Genomic DNA, 21257 nt, shown 5'->3' with positions numbered 1-21257 from the left:
AATAGAGAAAATGGCGCTCGAGAAATAAATATTAAGAACCCAACCAAATCACGATTGGAACAACACATATGTTAGATCCTGAAGTAACTGCAGCGCCAGCATCTGTAGACTCAGAGAAAGCACCCTCACGCTCAATGCAAGAAGCGATAAAGCCAGTTCACAAGACATCAAGGAAGGCACAAAAAATGTCAGAACAACAACACTCATTATCTTCATCCGTATTCGATCAGTCTCACTGGCAAATATCCCCCGTCGATACCAGTAACCTCAGCGATATAGAGGAGCGAATTAACAATAAAACTAAACCCTTAGGGGCCCTAGGCCAGCTTGAAGATCTCGCTCGCCAGCTTGCTCAAATACAACAAAGCCTCTCGCAAACAGGCAGCCGTATTGACACCCGAATCGACATAAACAAGCCTGTTATGCTGGTCTTTGCCGCCGATCACGGTATTGCCGCCAATGGCATCAGTATTGCCCCATCTGACGTCACCCAGCAAATGGTGAGCAATTTTCTCAATGGTGGCGCGGCAATCAACTGCTTTAGCACCACGCTAGGCTGGCAGATGAAAGTCGTCGATGCCGGTATGCTCAGCCCAGTGAGCGGCAATGCCCGCCTGTCAGCAAGCAATATGTTGATTGAACAGCAAATAGGCCAAGGTACGGCTGATTTTTCAAAACAAGCTGCGATGACACCAGCCCAAGCAGAGCAAGCGCTGACGATGGGCGCAAACGTTGCTGCACAGCATATTGCCCAAGGCAGCAACGTGCTGGCATTTGGCGAAATGGGCATTGGCAATACCAGTAGTGCATCAGCCTTGTTATCCCTCATTTGCGGGTTGAGCCCACAGCGCACAACAGGCAAAGGCACGGGCATAACGGATGAACAATTAACGAAAAAAATTCAGCTCATCGAAGATGCTTTAGAGCGAGTCAATAAAGTCCACGGCACAAAGGCCTTTACCCCTAAAACCGCACTGATGGAAGTAGGTGGTTTTGAAATCGCACAAATTGTGGGTGCCATACTCGAAACCGCTAAAGCCGGTAAAAGCATCTTAGTGGATGGATTCATTGTCAGTGTGGCAGCGCTGATTGCCGTGCGTATTGCGCCGCGCGCACGGGATTATATGCTATTTGCCCACTGTTCAGCAGAATATGCCCACCAGCAAGTGTTGGCTCAATTAGACGCTCGGCCGCTATTGTCTTTAGGTTTGCGCCTTGGCGAGGGCACTGGTGCAGCGCTGGCTTTACCCTTGTTGCAAGCAGCAGCCAGTTTCTACAATGATATGGCCACATTTGAGAGCGCTGGCGTGACGGTATAAATGACTAGTACCACGTTAGCGAAATAAAGACGAACATGACTCGATTTTTAAAATATCAGTTCAATTTAATACTATTAGCAGTGAGTTTTTTCACCCGCTTACCGGTGCCGACTGCAATTGATTACAGCCCACAAAAATTGCACCAAGCGGGACGATATTTCCCATTAGTTGGCTGGCTGCTGGCTGCTTTATTAAGCGCATTTTACTGCTTCATGCTGCCCTATTTAGGACGAGAACCGATAGTATGCTTGCTTATTATATTTAGTTTAATGCTAACGGGCGCAATACATGAAGATGGCCTAGCAGATACGGCCGACGGTTTTTGGGGCGGTCAGACTATCACGAGCAAGTTGACCATCATGAAAGACAGCCAAATTGGCACATACGGCACGTGCGCACTGGTTTGTGCGCTATTGAGCAAGTTTATACTGCTGAGCTCGCTAGCCGCGGATCAGCACCTATTGCTGGCCCTAGCCATTGCCTACCCTTTGTCTCGCGGGTTGGCTATTTCGCATGTGCAACACCTCGCCTATGCACGCAAAAATAGTGATAACAGTAAAAGTGACTCGTTAGCACAGTCTATGCAACCTCGGGTATTACTTTGGCTGCTCGCCTCAAGTGTACCTGCGGTACTATGGTTACCACTATCCAGTGCAATACTCGTCATAGTCAGTGCATGTGTGCTGCGCTTTGCCCTCAAACATTGGTTTAAAAAACACATTGATGGCTATACAGGGGACTGCTTAGGCTTTGCTCAACAAACCCAAGAGTTACTCATCTATCTTTTGTTGATTATCACGTTACCTAAAACAGTGAATGAGCAGACCATAGGCTTTCTTTTATGAACGTCCTATTGATAAAAACAGTCTTAAAATTGCCCCTCAAACGTCGCGTTGAATCATTACAAATATTTTGTTGGAGAGCTTAACAATGCTGCATTTAATTATTGGCGGTGCTCGCTCTGGCAAATCAAACTTTGCGTTGCAACAAGCCCTCGCTCTAAGCCAACAATCCGGCAAAGATGTCACCTATGTCGCTACCGCCACCGCGACAGACACAGAAATGAGCAAGCGTATTATGCGCCATCAACAGGAGCGACCAGCACATTGGGCGTTAGCTGAAGTGCCTCTGAATTTAACTGAGTACATCGAGCTCTATTCAGATAAGGGCGTTACAACTGATAGCGATCAGCCGATACTGCTCATCGACTGTTTAACCCTTTGGCTCAACAACCAGCTTTACCATAAACCACAACAAGATTTCAGCATCCTATTTCAAGGCTTCACCCAAGCCCTTCGCGCCAGTGAATCAAGTATAATTATGGTGGCAAATGAAGTTGGCTTGGGCGTTATCCCCATGGGGGAAGTCACTCGAGAGTTTGTTGATCAAGCGGGTTGGTTGAATCAAGCTGTGGCAAGTATTGCAGATCACGTCACCTTTGTTGCCGCAGGGTTACCCATGGCATTAAAGAGTCCTCAAAAATGAGTAGCAAACCTGTGAAAGATAGCGCAGCGAATGATAACGCGGTAAATCATGTCGCTGTGAATAGTAATACTGACGATAGCCCTGCACTGAGTAGCCGTTCAGTGGGTAGCCATCGACTTGACCATGGCGCAGCAACCACGTTCAATTTGCTGCGCCATGGTCAAGTTGATGGCCCTAGCGCACTTTATGGCAAGACCGACATTCCCCTTAGTGAACAAGGTTTACACGCTATGCAAGCGCAAATGCAAAAAACGTCAAAAGTGGATGTCATCATTTCATCCCCTCGCCTGCGTTGCCTGCATTTTGCCAAGGCATTCGCTGAATTTTTATCCGTACCCCTGGTGATTGAAGACGACCTTCAAGAGTGTGATTTTGGCTTGTATGACGGTATCCCCTTTGATGACTTAAGCGAGCAATGGCTTGAGCTAAATGCGTTTTGGCAAGAACCTATGCATAACACCTTACCAAACGCCGAATCCTTAGAACGTTTTCATCAACGGGTAGTAAATTGTTGGCAGCGTTTAACCAGCCAGCACCAAGGGCAAAACTGCTTAGTGGTTAGCCATGGCGGCGTGATACGCCAAATTTTAGCTGATGTGTTATCTGCACATTGGCAACAGGGTGATTGGTACGCCAAGTTGCAAATTGGCTATGCCAGCCTAACGCGTATCGCTATCGCAGAATACGAGCAAGCGGTTCCTGTGGTGAACTTTATCGCCAAACCAGCGTTTAACGAGAACGCACTGTGACCTATAAAAGTATGACCTATAAAAGCATGATCGTTAAAAGCACAGCCTTTGAAAGCACAGCCGCTAAAAGCATGAGCGCTAAAAGCGCGACCATCATGATCCAAGGCACTACGTCAGATGCAGGTAAAAGCATGCTCGTGGCGGGGTTTTGTCGCTGCCTGAAAAACAGCGGCGTTCGGGTGGCTCCCTTTAAGCCACAAAATATGGCCCTCAATAGCGCTGTTACTAAAGATGGCGGTGAAATAGGCCGCGCGCAAGCGGTACAAGCACAAGCGGCCGGCGTTGAGCCCAGCGTCCACATGAACCCAGTGTTACTAAAACCCAGCTCAGATACCGGCGCACAGGTGATCATTCAGGGTAAAGCGGTGTCAGACATGCAAGCCAAGAAATACCATGACTACAAAAAAGTCGCTATGCAAGCCGTCCTCAGTTCCCATCAATGCTTAACGCAAGAGTACGACGTGGTTGTGGTAGAAGGCGCAGGCAGCCCAGCGGAGATTAATTTACACAAAGGCGACATCGCCAATATGGGCTTTGCCGAAGCGGTTGATTGCCCGGTGATCATAGTGGCAGATATCGATCGCGGCGGCGTATTCGCGCAACTTGTTGGTACATTAGATTTACTGTCAGAATCTGAACAAAACCGCGTCGTCGGCTTTGTCATTAACAAGTTTCGTGGCGACATCAAACTACTCGAGTCAGGTTTAACCTGGTTAGAAGACCGAACGAAAAAGCCGGTGTTAGGTGTACTGCCCTATATTCACAACTTACAATTGGCCGCTGAAGACGCCATTCAAGCAGAACAGAATTTAGATGAAAAAAACATACGAATACACATATGTGTTCCTGTGTTTAAACGCATCAGTAATCACACCGATTTCGATATGCTGCGCGTACACCCCCAAGTAAAACTGACCTTTGTGGCCCAAGGCCGCCCTATTCCAGCCTGTGATTTGATCATATTACCGGGCAGCAAGAATGTGCGTGCCGACCTAGCATTGCTAAAAGAAATGCGATGGGACGAAGGCTTACAACGTCACCTACGCTACTCCGGTAAAGTATTGGGTATTTGCGGTGGCTATCAAATGTTGGGCCAAAGTATTGCGGATCCCAGCGGCGTTGAAGATACGCCAGGCACCAGCGAAGGCTTAGGTTATTTGCCTATCACCACGCAATTACAAGCACAAAAACAGCTTACCCAAAGTCACGGAGACTTATTAATCCATGAAAATGGCAGCGCACCTATTCGAGGCTACGAAATTCACATAGGCACTAGCGTGCGAGCTGATAATGCCAAGCCGATGATCTTATTAAACAACGGCGAGTATGAAGGCTGTATCAGTGAAGACAACCAAGTTGCGGGTAGTTATTTACATGGCTTGTTCGATTCACCACAGGCTTTGCAGCGTATACTTGCTTGGGCGGGTGCCAATACAGAACTCGCCGAGGATTACGGGGCGCAACAAGAGCGCGAAATAGAGCGCTTAGCTCAGGTGTGCCAAGGGCATCTCAACTGGGATGCCATTCACACCATTATCGAACAACAATTTACCGCGCCGTTTTTTTCCAGCGCGGCCACCCACAGCAAAGAGGGAGCATAAACTCATGTCTGACACCCCATCAAACGACAATAAAGACGAAAACAATCGCCATAAGGCACGTATGCAGCAGCAAAAAGCCAAAGTGGACGAGCGTATCGCCAACGCGCAAGTCGAAAAAGGTGTATTGATTGTCATCACAGGTAATGGCAAAGGTAAGTCTACCTCGGGTTTTGGCACAGTCGCCCGAGCAGTCGGTCATGGCTTAAAAGCTTGTGTCGTGCAATACGTAAAAGGCACTTGGCCCTGCGGCGAGCGTGATTTATTAGAAAAACTAGGCGTGGAGTTTCACGTTATGGGCACGGGGTTCACTTGGGAAACCCAAGACAAGGAAACCGACAAAGCCGCAGCACAAAAAGCCTGGGAATTTAGCAAAGCCTGCTTGCAAGACCCAAGCATCGATTTGCTGCTACTCGATGAAATCACCTACATGTTGACCTACAAATACATCGATTTAGATGACGTATTAGCCGCTCTGGAAAATCGCCCTGCCAATCAGCATGTGGTAATAACGGGCCGCGCCTGTCACCGCGCGGTTATCGAATTAGCCGACACCGTCAGCGAAGTACGCCCTATCAAGCATGCATTTGAAGCAGGTATTAAGGCGCAAAAGGGAATTGATTGGTAATGACACCGACAAAGCAAAATAGGCTCGTTTGTCTGTTAACCTGTATTGTCGTGCTAGCGTTCAATGCATCAAGCGTTTCTGCCCAATATGAAACAACTAAAAGTGAACGTGCCGATGCTAATACCGCTGTTGATGATGTGCCTGGCAATGAGGTAAATAATGCGGCCAGCAACCCAAGCAATAGAGCGCAATCTGAAATATCAGAAGCTGACGCTATCTTTGATGAAATAAGTCAGCTTAGCAAAGATAAACGGCAGAAATTGCGCATTATTGCGTTAGCGCCACATATCGTCGAATCGCTTTTTGAAGTAGGTGCGGGCCAGCAAATTATCGCCACAACCGCCCATGCAGATTACCCAGAAGCGGCCAAAGACATTCTACAAATTGGTAACTACGCCCGCCTACAAATCGAAAAGATCGTACAGCTGCAGCCTGACGTAGTGATTGCTTGGAAAACCGGTAATCCAGGAGATGATTTAGCACGGCTGAAGCAGTACAAAATTAAGGTTATATATTCAAACCCTAGGACCTTGTCACAGGTCGGTGACGAACTTCTCATGCTAGGTCAGCTTACGGGGCGCGAAGACCTTGCCGAACAGGCCGCTTCACATTATAAGGCGCAGCTCGACAGGCTCAAAGCGCGCTATGCCAAAAAGCCCCCTATGCGCACCTTTTATGAGCTTTGGTCTAGGCCACTGCGCACCGTGGCAAACAATGCATGGCCGCAACAACAATTAGCCCTTTGTGGTGCCAAAAACCCGTTTGCCAACGCCAGTGATGACTATCCGTCTGTCGGTTTAGAGCAAGTGCTAGTGGCGTTGCCACAAGTCATTATTCAACCGACGCAGCACGCCTCCGATACGCCTGACGCTTTGAATTGGGCCCAGTGGCAACACATTCCAGCAGCCAAGAACGGTTTTATCTTTCACCCCAATGCTGACAAAGTACACCGCATGACCAGCCGCATGTTGGATGAAGTGGCACTGATGTGCGAACAAATCGATAAGGCCCGTCAGTTTTACCAGACTGATACGCCGTTACCCCATTAACCGAGTTTGCATACGTGATCTCTATTACCGCTGCTCCCCCTGATACAGTCCATTTTTACCTTTGCCGTCATGGGCAAAGTGAATTTAACGCCAAGGGGTTATTACAAGGGCACTTAGAAAGCCCGCTAACCGCAGAGGGAATAGCGCAAGCACAAGCCCTGGCGTTGAAGGCCAAGCATTGGAAAATCAACCATATCGTTAGTTCGCATCTTGGCCGCGCTCAGCAAACGGCGGACATTTGCGCCCAAGCACTTAACAATGGTGCACAAGGCTCATTGCGCCTCGAGCCACAAAACTTTGCAGATTTAGCAGAACGCCATTTAGGCGATTGGCAAGGCAAACCCATAAAGCAATTACCGGAATTCCATGCATTTAATCAGCTGTGCTACCAACAAACGCACATCACTCCGCCGAACAGCCTTGAGCTAAACAATAGCCTTGAGCTAGAAAACAGCCTTAAGCGAACGAACAGCCGTGACCTTAATAACAACTTAAAGCAGAGTGAAAGCACAGCCACGGTTCGCGAGCGAATGCAAAAAGCGCTCGTCTGTATCGCGTATTCCAAAGCACTAAACAGCAAGCCATCACAAGCGCAGCACAATGTGCTCGTTATCAGCCATGGCGACGCTATTGTCTGCTTAATGAGCTTATTTAGGCCGCCTATGTTGCTCCCAAACACCCAAGGCATATTGCTTAGCTATCAAAATGACACGCTGGAATGGGGCGGCTTGCTTGACTGAGCTCAGCGCTTGGGTGGCAACCATGTTATCTTTTTCAAGCTTGGCTGTAATAGGCGCGCAAATGCTGTTCGCCTTGCTGCTTGATAAAGTATTAGGTGAGCCTAAACACTTTCATCCCCTTGTGGGGTTTGGGCATTTAGCAAATCGCTTAGAGGCTAAAGCTAACGCTCAACTATTCACGGCAAAGCAAACATCCCTAGCAAAAAAACGCATCAAAGGTGCTCTGTGCTGGCTCATACTTGTCCTGCCTCTACCAATGACGTTATGGGTGATCAACTATGGCGTCATGCAATATGCCATGAGCAACGACGCTGTATTGCTAGCGGGCTGCATGTCCTTATTAAACGCCTCGATATTGTATTTAGCTATTGGCATGCAAAGCCTCAAAGAGCACGCCATGCAGATATACCAGCCATTAGCAGAAGGAGATTTAGCCCAAGCGCGACATTTCACCAGCTATATGGTTAGCCGAGATACTACCGAGTTAACGCCAAACAACATGAGCCGCGCCGCAGTAGAATCTGTTCTAGAAAATGGTCATGACGGCGTGATATCCAGCTTGTTTTATTTTGCCATCGGCGGCGCTCCACTGGCGGTTTTACATCGCCTTAGCAATACTCTTGATGCTATGTGGGGCTATAAATCACCGCGCTTTTTGCACTTTGGTTGGTGGGCCGCCCGAACGGACGACCATCTTGGTTGGTTAAGCGCTTATTGCACCTCCCTACTGTATGTATTGGCCGCTCCGGCACCTATTCGTTTCACACATTTAGCACGCGCATGGCAGCAAGCTAAGGGCTACAAGAGCAAAAACGGCGGTCGCTGTATGGCCACTGGCGCCGGTGCGCTTAGCTTCACAATTGGGGGAGCATCACAATATCAAGGCAACACAGTACATAGCCCAATATTAGGCAGTGGAGAGCGCGTTACCTTGACCGACATACCCCGCAGCATTCGCCTGGTGCAGCGCAGTGCCTGGCTATTTTCAAGTGCTATTTTGCTTTGTGGGTTATTGGGGTTGATAGGGCTAATCGCACTATGCAGCTTTTACGGCCTCAGTACCGACATCATTTTCTAAAGGAATTATTTTTATGGATAAAAATACAACGGCTTTAACCCGTGCTCCAACACAGGTCAATCAAACGGGTGATGGGGCAACCGATATACTAAAAAGTGCGCCAAGCGATGCGACAAACGTTGATGTAGAACAGCCATTAATGCACGGCGGGCAATTAAGCACCATGGCCCAGCGTTACCACATAGAGGAAAAAGACTGGCTTGATTTATCCACTGGCATTGCGCCTATCGCCTATCCTGTTGGCATAATTCCCACAGCTTGCTGGCAACGTTTACCACAAAATAATGAAGGGCTATTACACGCCGCACGTGGCTACTATCAAACTCACCATTTGCTGCCAACCCCTGGCAGCCAAAGCATTATTCAAATGCTACCGCAACTGTGCCGCGCCCGAGGCTTTGCTAACAGCAGGGTATGGCTGCCAAAAGTAGGCTATCAAGAACATCGCAAAGCATGGCAAAAAGACCAGTATCAAACTCTCGATTACACTGACGTTACTGAGTTAGGCCAAATAGGGCACAAGGATATTGTGCTACTGATCAATCCAAATAATCCTACGGGTGAACATTATCCAAAGGCGTACGTCGACCAATTACACAAAGACATTCATGCCAAACAAGGGCTTTTGATCATTGACGAAGCCTTTATGGATGCAACACCGGAAGAATCCATGGTGCAAGCATTTAGGCGACTTAATAGCGCAAATCCGCATCAGGCAGGCGCTAGGCACCAAGACTACAGCGACGCCTTGATTATATTACGCTCAGTGGGCAAGTTTTTCGGGTTAGCAGGTATCCGCTTAGGGTTCGTACTGGCAAATGAAACTTGGCTTAATGCAATGGCCTTATTATTAGGCCCTTGGGCGGTAAGCGGCCCTGCGCTTTTCGTTGGCGAACAGGCACTAGCAGATAAACGCTGGCAAGAAGAACAAAGGGTTGTACTCTGGCGTTTAAGTAGCGCATTACAAAGCACACTGAAACAACTATTCACACAACCTGTGCATGGCACGTTACTATTCAAAACGGTTCACACACCCAACGCCCCCGCAATTTTTGACGCTTTATGCCAGCAAGGGATTTACGTGCGCTTATGCGACGAAAAAGACGCCCTACGATTTGGTATTGCGAACGAACAGGGCCTGATAAGGTTAAAAGACGCATTACACACATCGCCGATTCAGCGACTCTTGTAAGTGACTTTATCAAAAGCACTGCTGTTGGCTAAACGTGCTCGCTAAATGATCAAGCAATGCTCTGATGCGTGCCGGCAGATGCCGGTTTGATGCATACACCGCACTCAACGTCAGTTGGTTCGCTTCGAATTCCTCAAACAATATCTGCAAGCTCCCCTCTTTTACGTAAGGTTCTGTGACATAAATTGGCCCCATGCCTATGCCCAGCCCCTGCGCCGCCATCTGCGTAACAGCCCGAGGGGAGTTTGACGCAAACACCCCATGCACATTCACATTAAACGTCAGACCATTTTCTTTGAATTTCCAATTTAGCGGATCCACTTGTGACTTTTGCAATAAGCAGTGGTGAGTGGCTAAGGCATTCGGATGACTTGGTGCACCTTTTTGCGCTAAATACTCGGGGGAAGCAAATACCACAACGCGCATATCCATCAACTTTTTGGCGATAAGAGTCGAGTCCTGGAGATCGCCAAAGCGAATTGCCACGTCTACCCCTTCGTCGATAATGGCCACCCGCTGATCTGACAAACTAAGCTCTACGCTGATATCAGGGTGTTGTTTTAAAAACGGCGCTAGGGCGTCCACCAACTTAGTGCTGCCAAATGCGGTGGGTGCCGTTAGTCTTATAGTACCTGAAAGTGCAGATTGACGATGTTGGATCACATCTTCTAATTCATCAAATTGCTCCAACAGGGGCACACATCGCTCGAAATAAGCCCGCCCGGTCTCAGTCAATGTGACACTACGAGTAGTACGATGAAACAACAAGGCATCGTGTTTTTTTTCCAACTGGCCAATATATTTGCTTGCCAATTTTGTGCTAATACCCAGCTGTTTTGCGCCACTTGTAAACGATTTTTGCCGCGCCACTGCAATAAAAGTACGCATACCTTCTAGTGTGTCCATCGATTTCACCCGATTGATATCTGAATTTTCACAATTTAATTGAGAACATATTGTACATAGTAATTCTACAAATCAACATATTGTTCACAGAAATGAGCGCGTCTATTATTTGTTCAACACGACGACACTGAACAGCTTTAGGTTCAGCGCTTTAATTAATCACCAGAGGACATCTTTATGGTCAATCCCATTAAAATTTATTCATTCCCGTTATCAGGCCACGCCCAACGCGTAGAGCTTTTCGCAAATATCGCCGGCATTGCCCACGAAGTGATCAATGTGGACTTAGCCGGTGGCGAGCACAAACAAGCCGCCTTTTTGACACTCAACCCAGCGGGTCAAGTTCCTGTGGTGCAAGATGGCGAAGCCGTTATTAGCGATTCAAATGCGATCTTGGTTTATTTGGCACGCAAGTACGCGCCTGACTACTTACCTACCGATGCAGTGCTCGAAGCGCAAGTACAACAGTTTTTGTCATTAGCCGCAGGTGAAATAGCGTTTGGCCCATGTAATGCCCGCTTAATTACCGTGTTTAATGCACCGCTTGATGCTGATTTTGCTATCGCCACGGCAAACAAAGTACTAGGGAAACTAGAAGCGCACTTAGAGGGCAGAGAATTTTTGGTCGGTGATAGCCCGAGCATCGCTGACATCGCTATTTACACTTACACAGCGCATGCGCCAGAGGGCAATGTGTCCTTGGCCAATTTCTCAAATGTTCGTCGCTTTTTAGCAAATGTAGAAGCGCTAAATGGGTTTAAACCCATGACAACCACAAAGGCAGGTCTTGTTGCCTAACGTTTAGCGTTTTTTGTTTATCTTTTGGCTGGGTAGTGCATCCAGCCATATCACTTGAATGTAGCAAATTAAATTACCTGTACTGGAGTATTCATGAAACTCACCCACACTCATACCCCATTTCACAACGGTGAGCGTCAGTTACAAGCCAGTGTAGGTGCTCTTGAGCAGATGGACGACATTGGCCGTCGCGCAATCCGCGCATACATGCCAGAGCAGAATAGGCAGTTTTTCCAGCAACTGCCGTTTATGATCCTAGGCAGTACGACAAATGAAGGGCAGCTTTGGGCGTCTATTTTGCCTGGAAAGCCAGGCTTCGTGCAGTCCCCCTTCCCTACAAAACTCACGGTAAATACGCCTATTCTAACAGGAGACCCACTAGCATCCGCCGTCAAGCAAGGGGCTCGCTTGGGTCTACTTGGGTTGGAAATGCCTACGCGGCGACGCAACCGGGTAAATGCCACCGTTACTGGGGTTTCAAATCATCAGCTTGAATTAGACGTTGAGCAATCTTTTGGCAATTGCCCGCAATATATTCAAACCCGAGAAATTCAATTTGTCCGCTCACCAGATGCCCCTATAAAGGCACCTGTTATTGAGGAATTTACTGAACTGAGTGCCTCATTAACAGCTTTTATTGGTCAAGCAGATACGTTTTTTGTCGCCAGTTCGGCTGGGCAAAATCCTCAGCACACAGTGAGCAATGGAGAACCTACGCGCAGTACTATGGGGGTTGATGTCTCGCACCGTGGTGGCATGCCAGGCTTTATAAAAGTACAAGGTAATACCTTGACGATCCCAGATTATGCAGGGAATAATTTTTTCAACACCTTAGGCAACTTTGTTATCAACCCCAAAGCAGGCTTACTCTTCGTCGATTTCACGACAGGCGATGTGTTTATGTTGACCGGTGAAGTCACACTGCTTGCTAGTGACTCCCCTTTGATCGAAGGCTTCCAAGGGGCACTACGCGGCTGGCAATTTACGTTAACCCGCGGCATAACCTTAAAAGCGGCCTTACCGTTTCGGGCAGCCTTTGAAAGCTACTCTGCTAACGCAAAAGCAACTGGCACTTGGGCACAAGCAGAAGCGATAGTAAAAGCACAAGCACAACGTAACCAGTGGCGCCCATTTATCGTCACTAAAATAGAAGACGAAAGCAGTACAATTCGCTCATTCTACTTATGCCCAAGTGACAATGTACCTGTATTGCCCTTTTCCCCAGGCCAACATCTCACCTTGCGTATCAAACAGCCCAATACTGACAAATGGCTCGTGCGCAATTACACCGTATCCAGCGCCCCGACAGGCAATTATTATCGCATTTCGGTCAAGCGTGAATCCCATGGCCAAGTATCAAGCGCGCTACATGCCAACGTAGGCGTGGGCAGTGAAATATACATAAAAGCGCCGAGCGGCCACTTTTTTATCGACAACAAGCAACGGCGCCCTGCCGTTTTGATAGGGGCTGGCGTCGGTATAACCCCTATGTTATCTATGGCAAATGATGCCCTTGGTGAAGAGTTACGCAGTCGTTATGTTCGCCCGATGGCCGTAATTCAAGCGGCTAAAGATAGACACCAGCGGGGGTTCTACCAAGAGCTCACTGATATCGCTAATCGCAGTGCTGGGCGTATTCAGTATTACTCTGTGTTAAGTGATATTGACGCTGGCAAGCAGCCTAAACCAATGCCATCTATAGACTACACAATTCAAGGGCGGATAAACCACACCTTATTACTCGGCGTACTCAATACAATGGGCACTGCGAATAGCAACGATGCAACATCACTATTTGACAAAGACTTTTATCTTTGTGGCCCCCAAGGCTTTATGCAAAGCATATACGACGTATTAATTGAACTTGGCGTACAAGATAAAGACATTCATGCTGAAGCGTTCGGACCATCATCTTTAGTGCGCCAAACAGTAGATCTCCGTGCTCGCGCGGAGCAAGAAGCTGAATCGGCTTTAATAACATTTGCCCAATCTGGTATTGAACAAAGCTGGAACAGGGGTGACAAGTCCCTACTTGAAGTTGCCGAAAGTAGCGGGCTAACGCCAGAATACAGTTGTCGTAATGGCCAATGCGGATCATGTGCAGCAAAGCTACTAAGTGGTAGCGTAACGTATCGCAATAACCCTAGTGCCCACGTCGACGAGTCAGAAATATTACTTTGTTGTGCTGTCCCCGCTAAAGATAGCCAAACCATCGCGCTGGCCTTGTAAATAAAGCAAAAAATTCAGTTTCAATAAAAACGTTTTTTAGTAAATAACCTGAGTTCTGGTTAAATAGTTCCATCATGCAATATTAATCGACCTAAAGAGGATGTAAATATGAGTACACGCCCACCGTTACCCCCGTTCAATGAGCAAAGCGCCATGGAAAAAGTTCGTTTAGCTGAAGATGGCTGGAACAGCCGAAACCCTGAAAAGGTATCACTGGCGTATACCGTCGATACCAAATGGCGCAATCGCAGCACCTTTGTGAACAACCGCGAAGAAGCTGCCGCTTTTTTAAAAGCAAAATGGGATAAAGAACTAGAATATCGCCTCATTAAAGAATTGTGGGCCTACACAGAAAACCGTATTGCTGTGCGTTATGCCTACGAGTGGCACGACGACAGTGGCAACTGGTTCCGATCGTATGGTAATGAAAACTGGGAGTTTGACGAAAATGGCTTAATGCAAAATCGTTTCGCTTGCATCAACGACTTACCCATCAAAGAATCAGAGCGTAAATTCCACTGGCCGCAAGGTCGCCGCCCTGATGATCACCCAAGCTTATCTGAACTTGGGCTATAATTTAAAAAGTAGACATAGCTAGCGCTAATCTATAATTTAGCGCTACTCGAGTGCTTCTCACTACGCGTACTGCTTCCTTTACAGTGTAAAGGACTACTTACAAATATCAGCTTTGTGGGTTGCCAAATGGGTGATTGTCGTCCATTTGCGTTTTAGCCACACTAAGCTCGTTTTCATTTCCTCATACAAAACATAATAATAACAATAGGTTAACAAAAAAGATTTTTTGCCTGTCGCACTATTCCAACCGGGGGGAGGTCCTATTTATCTAATTCCCCCTCGTTTTTGACTTTGTCTATGGAACGGAATAGCCTACATAAAATAGTAACATTTGTTACCAAATTAATGTGAGGACGTGAAGATGACAGATCTGTTTGAAAATCCGATGGGACTTGATGGTTTCGAGTTCGTTGAATTTACCGCACCGGAAAAAGGCATATTAGAGCCTGCGTTTTTAGCTATGGGGTTCACCTTAGTCGCTAAGCATAAGTCTAAAAGTGTCGAACTTTGGAGACAAGGTGACATTAACTTGATCACCAATTATGAAAAGAACAGTCATGCATATCACTATGCAAAAGAACACGGGCCTTCAGCTTGCGGGCTAGCGTTTCGCGTTAAAAACGCTCAATTTGCTTATTCTGAAGCGATTAGAAAAGGGGCTCAAGCGGTAGACATTCCCACAGCACCAATGGAGCTGCGTTTACCGGCAATAAAAGGTATTGGCGGCGCCACCCTTTATTTAATTGACCGTTATGCGCAAGGTCAGACGATCTATGACATCGATTTTAACTGGCTTGAGGGCGTAGACCGAAACCCAGAAGGGTGCGGTTTCCACACTCTTGACCATCTTACCCACAATGTTTATCGCGGCAGAATGGATCATTGGGCCCGATACTATGAAGACCTATTTAATTTTCGTGAAATCCGCTATTTCGACATCAAAGGCGAATACACAGGTTTATTATCAAAAGCGATGACCGCGCCAGATGGAAAAATTCGTATTCCATTAAATGAGGAAGCTGCCGGAGGCGGAGGTCAAATTGAAGAGTTTTTGATGCAATACAATGGCGAAGGCATACAGCACATCGCATTTTCGTGTGACGATTTATATAGCTGCTGGGATCGGTTAAAAAAATCAGGGGTTAAATTCATGACCGCCCCCCCAGAAACCTACTACGAAATGCTAGCTGAACGCTTACCTGGTCATGGTGAGCCTGTTGATGAATTGCAATCAAGAGGTATTCTGTTAGATGGCACAACTCAAAACGGCGATCCTAGGCTCTTATTGCAGATATTCTCAGAAACTACCCTTGGCCCAGTCTTTTTCGAATTCATTCAACGTAAACAAGATGACGGATTTGGTGAAGGTAATTTCAAAGCATTATTTGAATCCATAGAGCGCGATCAACTGGAACGCGGCGTGTTGGCAAACAGCTAATCACATCGGTTAAGAAGCAGCTCTGTGTTATGACAAAGCAAGTCAAATGATTTACTAAGAGGAAGGTATACATATGGTAAAGGTAGCAGGAGTTCATCATGTCGCTTATCGATGTATAGACGCAAAAGAGACGGCTCAATGGTACAAAGACATACTGGGCATGAACTTGGTATTGTCCATTGCGGAAAACGAAGTTCCGTCTACGAAAGAGCCCGATCCGTACATGCATATTTTTCTAAATGCCGGTAATGAAAATGTTTTAGCATTCTTCGAGATCCCCAACTCACCTGACATGGGGCGAGACGAAAATACGCCAATTTGGGTCCAGCACCTTGCTCTAAAAGTAGCCAGTGTTGACGAATTGCTCGCAGCCAAAGTGCATATTGAAAGCCAGGGTGTTGAAGTGTTAGGGCCGATAGATCATACAATTTTCAAATCCATTTACTTCTTTGATCCTAACGGTCATCGTATGGAGCTTGCCGCTAATACGGGAACGCCAGAACAATACAAAATGTTAAACAGCGTGGCCCAATTAATGGTTGATGAATGGTCAGAAACCAAAGTCGCACCCAATCATGCCGCATGGCTTCATGAAGATAAATAACGTTGGCTAGCAAGTGCGCAAAATACTGATTTAGTCGTTAAACCTGATCTAATGGATATATTCTTATGACCTTATTAAACGAAACCCATGATATTAAATTGACCAGCTGGGTAAGCTCGGCTAACCGAGACGGTGACTTTCCTATTCAGAATTTGCCTTTTGCCACGTTTCGCCGAAAAAATAGCAACGAACGCGTTCGAGGCGGTGTCGCTATTGGTAAATACGTCATTGATATGGCGGCACTCGCTCAAGCAAGCAATTTTACCGGCCTTGCACTAAAAGCAGCTAAAGCCGCCGCCCAAACGAGCTTGAACGAATTAATGGACATGGGTAAAGAAGCGAACTCCGCTTTGCGCCTAGCGCTGTCTCGCGCACTTCGCACCGAGGCCCGTGAACAAGAATGGTTGCGCGACTGCTTAATTTTACAAAGCGATATTGAGTATGCAATGCCTTGCACAATCGGTGATTACACTGATTTTTATACTTCAATTCACCATGCTACTGCGGTTGGTTCGCTTTTTCGCCCAGACAACCCCTTGCTACCAAACTACAAATGGGTACCGATTGGCTATCACGGCAGATCTTCCACCATTGATATTTCAGGGCAAGCGTTTCCGCGTCCTGTTGGCCAAATCAAAGCGCCTGATGCAGAAGCCCCCGTATTAGCGCCCTGTAAACGACTTGATTATGAAGTAGAGATGGGTATTTTCGTCGGCCAAAGCACCACCTTAGGCGAGCGAATCGATATCACGTGCGCAGAAGATCATGTTTTCGGTTTATGCTTATTCAACGACTGGTCAGCACGCGATATTCAAGCCTGGGAGTACCAGCCACTGGGGCCACTTCTCGCCAAAAACTTTGCATCTACCATTTCCCCATGGATTGTCACCATAGAGGCATTAGCCCCCTACCGAACCCAATTTGAACGCCCTGAAAGCGATCCGCAACCACTGCCGTACTTAAGCAGTAGCGAAAACGACATGCGAGGGGGATTAAACATTCATTTAGAGTGCCTGATTCAAACTGAAAAAATGCGTAACAACGACGAAGATCCTTACAAGATAAGTGATAGTAATTTTAAGTACTCATATTGGACGATTGCTCAGCTTGTTGCTCATCACAGTGTAAACGGCTGCACCATGAGAGCTGGCGACCTACTTGGGTCAGGTACACAGTCAGGGCCTGAGCACGAGCAGGCTGGCTCAATGCTAGAGCTATCTAGGGGCGGTAAGGAAGCATTCAAGCTGGGCAATGGCGAAAAGCGTACGTTTTTAGAAGACGGCGACAGCGTAATCATGCGTGGCTATTGCCAGAAAGACGGCGCAGCCCGTATCGGCTTTGGTGAAGTACAAGGCACCGTGCTGCCGGCAAGTCTTTAAGGTTTTGTAGTATCAGTGTGATATTAAAGCTGTCTTGTTAAAAACGAGTACTTGTGCCGTAAAGCAGCCCGAAATAGCAAAAGGTAATGTTATGAACGTAACGTTGCCTTTTCATAACATTTCGCATCACGTTCGTGTAAATAGGTAAATAATAAACTTGTCATAACATGGCGGCTATTGGCCGAAACGTAGTAATCGTCAGCCCTTGCACCAAAGCAATTTGGTCTATAACCAGCAGCCAATTCAACCATAACGTGCAGATGTTTAGCAGTGGAGATGTGGCATATCAGGTGGTAATGTGAAGTCCCTACATGACTAATCTGTATTTTTAAATGCCCAAAGACGACGACATATTATTAGATTTAAATCAGTTTTTTCCGTATCAGCTGTCGATATTGGCGCAGCAAGTCACTGAATTTATAGCTAAAATATATGAAAAACACGGCTTAACGAGAACCGACTGGCGCGTGCTCGCTGCGGTTGGCTTTCATGGTGAAATATCCGCTCGAGACATATGCAAGTTCACACGATTAGAAAAGATGCCAGTGAGTCGTGCTATTGCAAAACTGATTCGAGCAGGCTTATTACTACAACATCCGGGCTCCTTGGACCGGCGCACAAATGTGCTTAATCTAACGTCTGAGGGAGCGAAGGTGCATCAACACATTATTCCTTTGGTGAAGGCCCAGGAAGAACGTTTACTCGAGGGATTATCCACACAAGAGCGAGAACAATTGAAAGCGCTAACAGTCAAGCTAGGCCAACAACTAGAAGTGGCCACTAAATAAATATTGTCAAAACAGCTTACGCGTATCGACTAGTCTGCACCAGTCAACCCAAGTCTAGCGCTCAGTGAACTCAACTACACAACATCGTGAACCAATGCAGAACGTAGCACCTCACCTACCAGCTCTTTTACTAATCTAGTCGTATCAGAGACCTCTAAATCATTGGCATAACACAGCACGATATCACGCTCTATACGGTAACCCTGTAATGGATGCAGGCGTAAGCTTGGCCGCCGTGTAAACAACTCAGCGAAAGATGATGGCAGCACCACGATACACTGCCCAGATAGCACCAGATCAATCATGATCTCAGTATTGTTGGTGTAGCCATAGTGGGAAATATTGAGGTCGTGTTTCTGTGCTAACCAATCAATGATGCCTGATATGCCATGATCTTCTGAAAACAAACACAGCGGCGCCGTTTCGAGAATTTCAACCGGCAACTCTTGCAAAATAACTTGTTCTTGGCCGCCGGAGGTTGTTGCGCTATCCACATCACTTGGCAAGCAGATTAAGAACCGCTCAACGGCAATTTCTTCCACCAAAGAAGAGCTGAGGCTCAAGTTCTCAGCACGATGCACTACAGTGCGATCGCTCGTACTTAACTCGATAGCTGAACTGGTAATATAAAAATCGAGCTCAGCTGCCACGACAGACTGCTGTAGCGCTGTGCCACCTAAAGCTTATTGTGACACCCATGCTAATTTTACCTAGCTCATATCTTATCGTGACACCCACGTTAATCTGATCTAGCTCAGGTTAAAAACACTATACTGACATCCATGATAAAACCCATCATGTTTCAAAAACTGAACTAAAATCATTAAGTATCTTATTCATCATGGTGTACGTATTGTGCCGCAACCTAGAAAAAACCAAATCAGCCTAATTGATACCCCCTATTACCACTGCATTTCACGATGTGTTCGGCGCTCTTACCTATGTGGGATTGATAAATACTCTGGTCAAAGTTACGAGCACCGTCGAGGTTGGGTTGAGGATCGTTTACTATTTTTGTCGACCGTATTTTCCATCAGCATTTGTGCATATGCAGTAATGAGTAATCACACACATATAGTGCTACACGTAGATGATTCAGTAGCGAATGATTGGAAAATTGACGAGGTATTACGCCGCTATCACAAAATACATAAGGGCACCTTACTCACGCAAAAGTACGTCTGTGGTGATAAACTCACTCCAAGTGAGCTGATTACCTTTGATGAAACTGTTGAGCTATATCGAAAGCGTTTGTATGACATCAGTTGGTTTATGCGTGATATCAATGAATATATTGCCAGAGAGGCGAATAAAGAGGACTGTTGCACTGGTCGATTTTGGGAAGGGCGATTTAAATCTCAAGCATTGTTAGATGAAAGCGCACTGTTAGCATGTATGGCCTATGTTGACTTAAACCCCGTTCGAGCTAAAGTTGAAAAAACACCAAAAACCTCAAAATACACCAGTATAAAAAAACGACTGCAAGCTCTTAATCATAAGCAACAACAACCAAAAAATTTGATGCCCTTTATAGGCAATCCGAAACAAAACTCCCCTAAGTGCGTCAGCTATTCACTTGAAGACTATTGCGATCTAGTACAAACCACCAGCCGCAGTATTATTGATGACAAAGCCGATCATATCGAAAAATACCAAAGCCCAATTTTACAACAGTTAGGCTTAGATTCAGCGCAATGGTTGATTTTAGTGACTGAGTTCGAAAAGCACTTCTTTTGTGCCGCAGGTGCAGAGCTGATAATGAACACCTTCAAACGGCATACCCATCATCAACGTATTAGAGGTATGGGAAAAGCCAGAGAGTTACTTAAACGAGCGTAACTTTAACCATTAAAATCTGCGAAAATCATCCCGGATATACATTTTCGCAAGCGCTTTACGCCGTAAATTCATGCCATCCTTCATTTCTACTCACAAGCCGCAAAAATCAGATAAATAAAAGTAACGTATACCCACTAGTCTCTTTTATCACGAAAGCACTCGCCTACTTTGAGCCTGAGCTACTTTCACCAAATCTTATCATCGGTGTGACAGTAACGGTCTTAGTTCTTAGCATGGGTGTCAGGATATTAGTTTGTCCGTGATGGAATTCACGAAGTGATGATGTGGTAGGGCAACGAGATAACACCGGAGGTGCTGCGACATCGACGGCTTGGGTTTGAAGCTGGGCGGCTGTTTACTTAGACAATGTATTATGGGTGTCATGATATTGGTTTTATCGGTTCTCACCGCGCATCATCGTGGGTGTCATGATATTGGTTGGTGGTGAGGCGTGATACTACTGTGTATCAACTGCTGGGGTTGCGGCCTTATTCATTGACTTTGTAGCCCAGTGTTTGTATCGTCTCGCCCGCTATTCTAGGTGCCTGTTGGTTGTGAGCCATTTCAACTGAACAGGGTAAACGGGAAGTATGGTGTCACCAGACAAACATGGCTGTCTAGGTTAACCCATCGCTGCCCCCGCAACGGTAAGCATCCTTTGAGATGTCAGCCCGACACCGGCCTATGAACTAGTTATTTACGAATGAAGCGGAGGGCTTCATTAGAATGCACCTATCAAATTAACTTGTTGGTGGCTTTAGTTTTGACGCTATCTTATCCTTTTTAAACGTCATTTCACTGCATATCGCCGCAAGATTATTATAATTCACGCATTTTACCCCTCCTTCGATCGTTAACTTTT

At 46.6% G+C, this 21257-nt stretch carries 20 protein-coding genes and 1 riboswitch; of the genes, 18 read left to right on the top strand and 2 right to left on the bottom strand.

Going from position 1 to position 21257, the window contains the following annotated elements:
- The first annotated feature begins 185 nt into the window (after nt 1–185).
- The 10 genes from cobT (at nt 186) to cobD (ending at nt 9838) form a co-directional block, all read left to right on the top strand.
- Nucleotides 186–1319, top strand: coding sequence for a nicotinate-nucleotide--dimethylbenzimidazole phosphoribosyltransferase (gene cobT / locus AC0VYA_RS05450; protein ID WP_475491035.1), 1134 nt, complete (start codon nt 186–188; stop codon nt 1317–1319).
- A gap of 35 nt (nt 1320–1354) precedes the next feature.
- Complete coding sequence (locus tag AC0VYA_RS05445) at nt 1355–2164, top strand: adenosylcobinamide-GDP ribazoletransferase (protein WP_475490317.1); 810 nt, start codon at nt 1355–1357, stop codon at nt 2162–2164.
- An 85-nt stretch (nt 2165–2249) separates the two neighbouring features.
- Nucleotides 2250–2804 carry a bifunctional adenosylcobinamide kinase/adenosylcobinamide-phosphate guanylyltransferase gene (gene cobU / locus AC0VYA_RS05440; protein ID WP_475490316.1) on the top strand — a complete coding sequence of 185 codons (555 nt, stop codon included), beginning with the start codon at nt 2250–2252 and terminating at the stop codon, nt 2802–2804.
- Complete coding sequence (locus AC0VYA_RS05435; protein ID WP_475490315.1) at nt 2801–3553, top strand: histidine phosphatase family protein; 753 nt, start codon at nt 2801–2803, stop codon at nt 3551–3553. The genes cobU and AC0VYA_RS05435 overlap by 4 nt, the downstream gene beginning before the upstream one ends.
- A 71-nt stretch (nt 3554–3624) precedes the next feature.
- Nucleotides 3625–5154: a cobyric acid synthase gene (locus tag AC0VYA_RS05430; RefSeq protein ID WP_475491034.1), complete on the top strand. Its 1530-nt coding sequence runs from the start codon at nt 3625–3627 to the stop codon at nt 5152–5154.
- Nucleotides 5155–5158: 4 nt separating this feature from the next.
- Entirely contained in the window at nt 5159–5779 is a 621-nt protein-coding gene (cobO, locus tag AC0VYA_RS05425) for a cob(I)yrinic acid a,c-diamide adenosyltransferase (RefSeq protein ID WP_475490314.1), read from the top strand.
- Entirely contained in the window at nt 5779–6828 is a 1050-nt protein-coding gene (locus AC0VYA_RS05420) for a cobalamin-binding protein (protein WP_475490313.1), read from the top strand. The genes cobO and AC0VYA_RS05420 overlap by 1 nt, the downstream gene beginning before the upstream one ends.
- Before the next feature lie 14 nt (nt 6829–6842).
- The gene (locus tag AC0VYA_RS05415; RefSeq protein ID WP_475490312.1) at nt 6843–7568 is read left to right on the top strand and encodes a histidine phosphatase family protein; all 726 of its coding nucleotides are present in this window, start codon (nt 6843–6845) and stop codon (nt 7566–7568) included.
- A 22-nt stretch (nt 7569–7590) separates the two neighbouring features.
- Nucleotides 7591–8646, top strand: a complete 1056-nt coding sequence (gene cbiB, locus AC0VYA_RS05410) for an adenosylcobinamide-phosphate synthase CbiB (RefSeq protein WP_475491033.1) — start codon at nt 7591–7593, stop codon at nt 8644–8646.
- 13 nt (nt 8647–8659) lie between these two features.
- Nucleotides 8660–9838, top strand: a complete 1179-nt coding sequence (cobD, locus tag AC0VYA_RS05405; RefSeq protein WP_475490311.1) for a threonine-phosphate decarboxylase CobD — start codon at nt 8660–8662, stop codon at nt 9836–9838.
- A 9-nt stretch (nt 9839–9847) separates the two neighbouring features.
- Here the strand turns inward: cobD and AC0VYA_RS05400 are convergent, their stop codons facing one another.
- The gene (locus AC0VYA_RS05400) at nt 9848–10744 is read right to left on the bottom strand and encodes a LysR substrate-binding domain-containing protein (RefSeq protein ID WP_473478924.1); all 897 of its coding nucleotides are present in this window, start codon (nt 10742–10744) and stop codon (nt 9848–9850) included.
- 177 nt (nt 10745–10921) lie between these two features.
- Here AC0VYA_RS05400 and AC0VYA_RS05395 point away from each other — a divergent pair, with 177 nt between their 5' ends.
- The 7 genes from AC0VYA_RS05395 (at nt 10922) to AC0VYA_RS05365 (ending at nt 18556) form a co-directional block, all read left to right on the top strand.
- Nucleotides 10922–11542 (top strand): glutathione S-transferase family protein, encoded by a 621-nt coding sequence (locus tag AC0VYA_RS05395; protein WP_475490310.1) that lies wholly within the window; start codon nt 10922–10924, stop codon nt 11540–11542.
- A gap of 93 nt (nt 11543–11635) precedes the next feature.
- Nucleotides 11636–13771 carry a 2Fe-2S iron-sulfur cluster-binding protein gene (locus tag AC0VYA_RS05390; protein WP_475490309.1) on the top strand — a complete coding sequence of 712 codons (2136 nt, stop codon included), beginning with the start codon at nt 11636–11638 and terminating at the stop codon, nt 13769–13771.
- A 108-nt stretch (nt 13772–13879) separates the two neighbouring features.
- Nucleotides 13880–14347 (top strand): nuclear transport factor 2 family protein, encoded by a 468-nt coding sequence (locus AC0VYA_RS05385; RefSeq protein ID WP_475490308.1) that lies wholly within the window; start codon nt 13880–13882, stop codon nt 14345–14347.
- Nucleotides 14348–14708: 361 nt separating this feature from the next.
- The gene (hppD, locus tag AC0VYA_RS05380) at nt 14709–15785 is read left to right on the top strand and encodes a 4-hydroxyphenylpyruvate dioxygenase (protein WP_473478914.1); all 1077 of its coding nucleotides are present in this window, start codon (nt 14709–14711) and stop codon (nt 15783–15785) included.
- 73 nt (nt 15786–15858) lie between these two features.
- Nucleotides 15859–16389: a VOC family protein gene (locus tag AC0VYA_RS05375; RefSeq protein WP_475490307.1), complete on the top strand. Its 531-nt coding sequence runs from the start codon at nt 15859–15861 to the stop codon at nt 16387–16389.
- Nucleotides 16390–16454: 65 nt separating this feature from the next.
- Nucleotides 16455–17768, top strand: a complete 1314-nt coding sequence (gene fahA, locus AC0VYA_RS05370) for a fumarylacetoacetase (RefSeq protein WP_475490306.1) — start codon at nt 16455–16457, stop codon at nt 17766–17768.
- Between the two features lie 332 nt (nt 17769–18100).
- Nucleotides 18101–18556, top strand: a complete 456-nt coding sequence (locus AC0VYA_RS05365) for a MarR family winged helix-turn-helix transcriptional regulator (protein ID WP_011573983.1) — start codon at nt 18101–18103, stop codon at nt 18554–18556.
- A 74-nt stretch (nt 18557–18630) separates the two neighbouring features.
- Here the strand turns inward: AC0VYA_RS05365 and AC0VYA_RS05360 are convergent, their stop codons facing one another.
- Nucleotides 18631–19206 carry a LysR substrate-binding domain-containing protein gene (locus AC0VYA_RS05360; protein ID WP_475490305.1) on the bottom strand — a complete coding sequence of 192 codons (576 nt, stop codon included), beginning with the start codon at nt 19204–19206 and terminating at the stop codon, nt 18631–18633.
- A 205-nt stretch (nt 19207–19411) separates the two neighbouring features.
- Here AC0VYA_RS05360 and AC0VYA_RS05355 point away from each other — a divergent pair, with 205 nt between their 5' ends.
- A complete protein-coding gene (locus tag AC0VYA_RS05355; RefSeq protein ID WP_475490304.1) occupies nt 19412–20395 on the top strand; it encodes a transposase in 984 nt (327 codons plus the stop codon).
- 522 nt (nt 20396–20917) lie between these two features.
- Nucleotides 20918–21095: riboswitch (cobalamin riboswitch) on the top strand.
- The last annotated feature ends 162 nt before the right edge of the window (nt 21096–21257 follow it).

The organism is Paraglaciecola sp. QJM3NY_14 (genome assembly GCF_056173245.1).
The sequence above is the reverse complement of the archived record's forward strand: the minus strand, read 5'-3'. Positions and strand labels throughout refer to the sequence as shown.

Excerpts from the sequence above, each read along its gene's own strand:
- AC0VYA_RS05400 (WP_473478924.1), bottom strand. The coding sequence starts at position 10,744 with ATGGACACACTAGAAGGTATGCGTACTTTTATTGCAGTGGCGCGGCAA.
- hppD (WP_473478914.1), top strand. The coding sequence starts at position 14,709 with ATGACAGATCTGTTTGAAAATCCGATGGGACTTGATGGTTTCGAGTTC.
- cobU (WP_475490316.1), top strand. The coding sequence starts at position 2,250 with ATGCTGCATTTAATTATTGGCGGTGCTCGCTCTGGCAAATCAAACTTT.
- AC0VYA_RS05395 (WP_475490310.1), top strand. The coding sequence starts at position 10,922 with ATGGTCAATCCCATTAAAATTTATTCATTCCCGTTATCAGGCCACGCC.
- AC0VYA_RS05390 (WP_475490309.1), top strand. The coding sequence starts at position 11,636 with ATGAAACTCACCCACACTCATACCCCATTTCACAACGGTGAGCGTCAG.
- cobD (WP_475490311.1), top strand. The coding sequence starts at position 8,660 with ATGGATAAAAATACAACGGCTTTAACCCGTGCTCCAACACAGGTCAAT.
- AC0VYA_RS05435 (WP_475490315.1), top strand. The coding sequence starts at position 2,801 with ATGAGTAGCAAACCTGTGAAAGATAGCGCAGCGAATGATAACGCGGTA.
- cobO (WP_475490314.1), top strand. The coding sequence starts at position 5,159 with ATGTCTGACACCCCATCAAACGACAATAAAGACGAAAACAATCGCCAT.
- AC0VYA_RS05385 (WP_475490308.1), top strand. The coding sequence starts at position 13,880 with ATGAGTACACGCCCACCGTTACCCCCGTTCAATGAGCAAAGCGCCATG.
- AC0VYA_RS05375 (WP_475490307.1), top strand. The coding sequence starts at position 15,859 with ATGGTAAAGGTAGCAGGAGTTCATCATGTCGCTTATCGATGTATAGAC.
- AC0VYA_RS05365 (WP_011573983.1), top strand. The coding sequence starts at position 18,101 with ATGCCCAAAGACGACGACATATTATTAGATTTAAATCAGTTTTTTCCG.
- AC0VYA_RS05420 (WP_475490313.1), top strand. The coding sequence starts at position 5,779 with ATGACACCGACAAAGCAAAATAGGCTCGTTTGTCTGTTAACCTGTATT.
- cobT (WP_475491035.1), top strand. The coding sequence starts at position 186 with ATGTCAGAACAACAACACTCATTATCTTCATCCGTATTCGATCAGTCT.
- fahA (WP_475490306.1), top strand. The coding sequence starts at position 16,455 with ATGACCTTATTAAACGAAACCCATGATATTAAATTGACCAGCTGGGTA.
- AC0VYA_RS05430 (WP_475491034.1), top strand. The coding sequence starts at position 3,625 with ATGAGCGCTAAAAGCGCGACCATCATGATCCAAGGCACTACGTCAGAT.
- cbiB (WP_475491033.1), top strand. The coding sequence starts at position 7,591 with ATGTTATCTTTTTCAAGCTTGGCTGTAATAGGCGCGCAAATGCTGTTC.
- AC0VYA_RS05445 (WP_475490317.1), top strand. The coding sequence starts at position 1,355 with ATGACTCGATTTTTAAAATATCAGTTCAATTTAATACTATTAGCAGTG.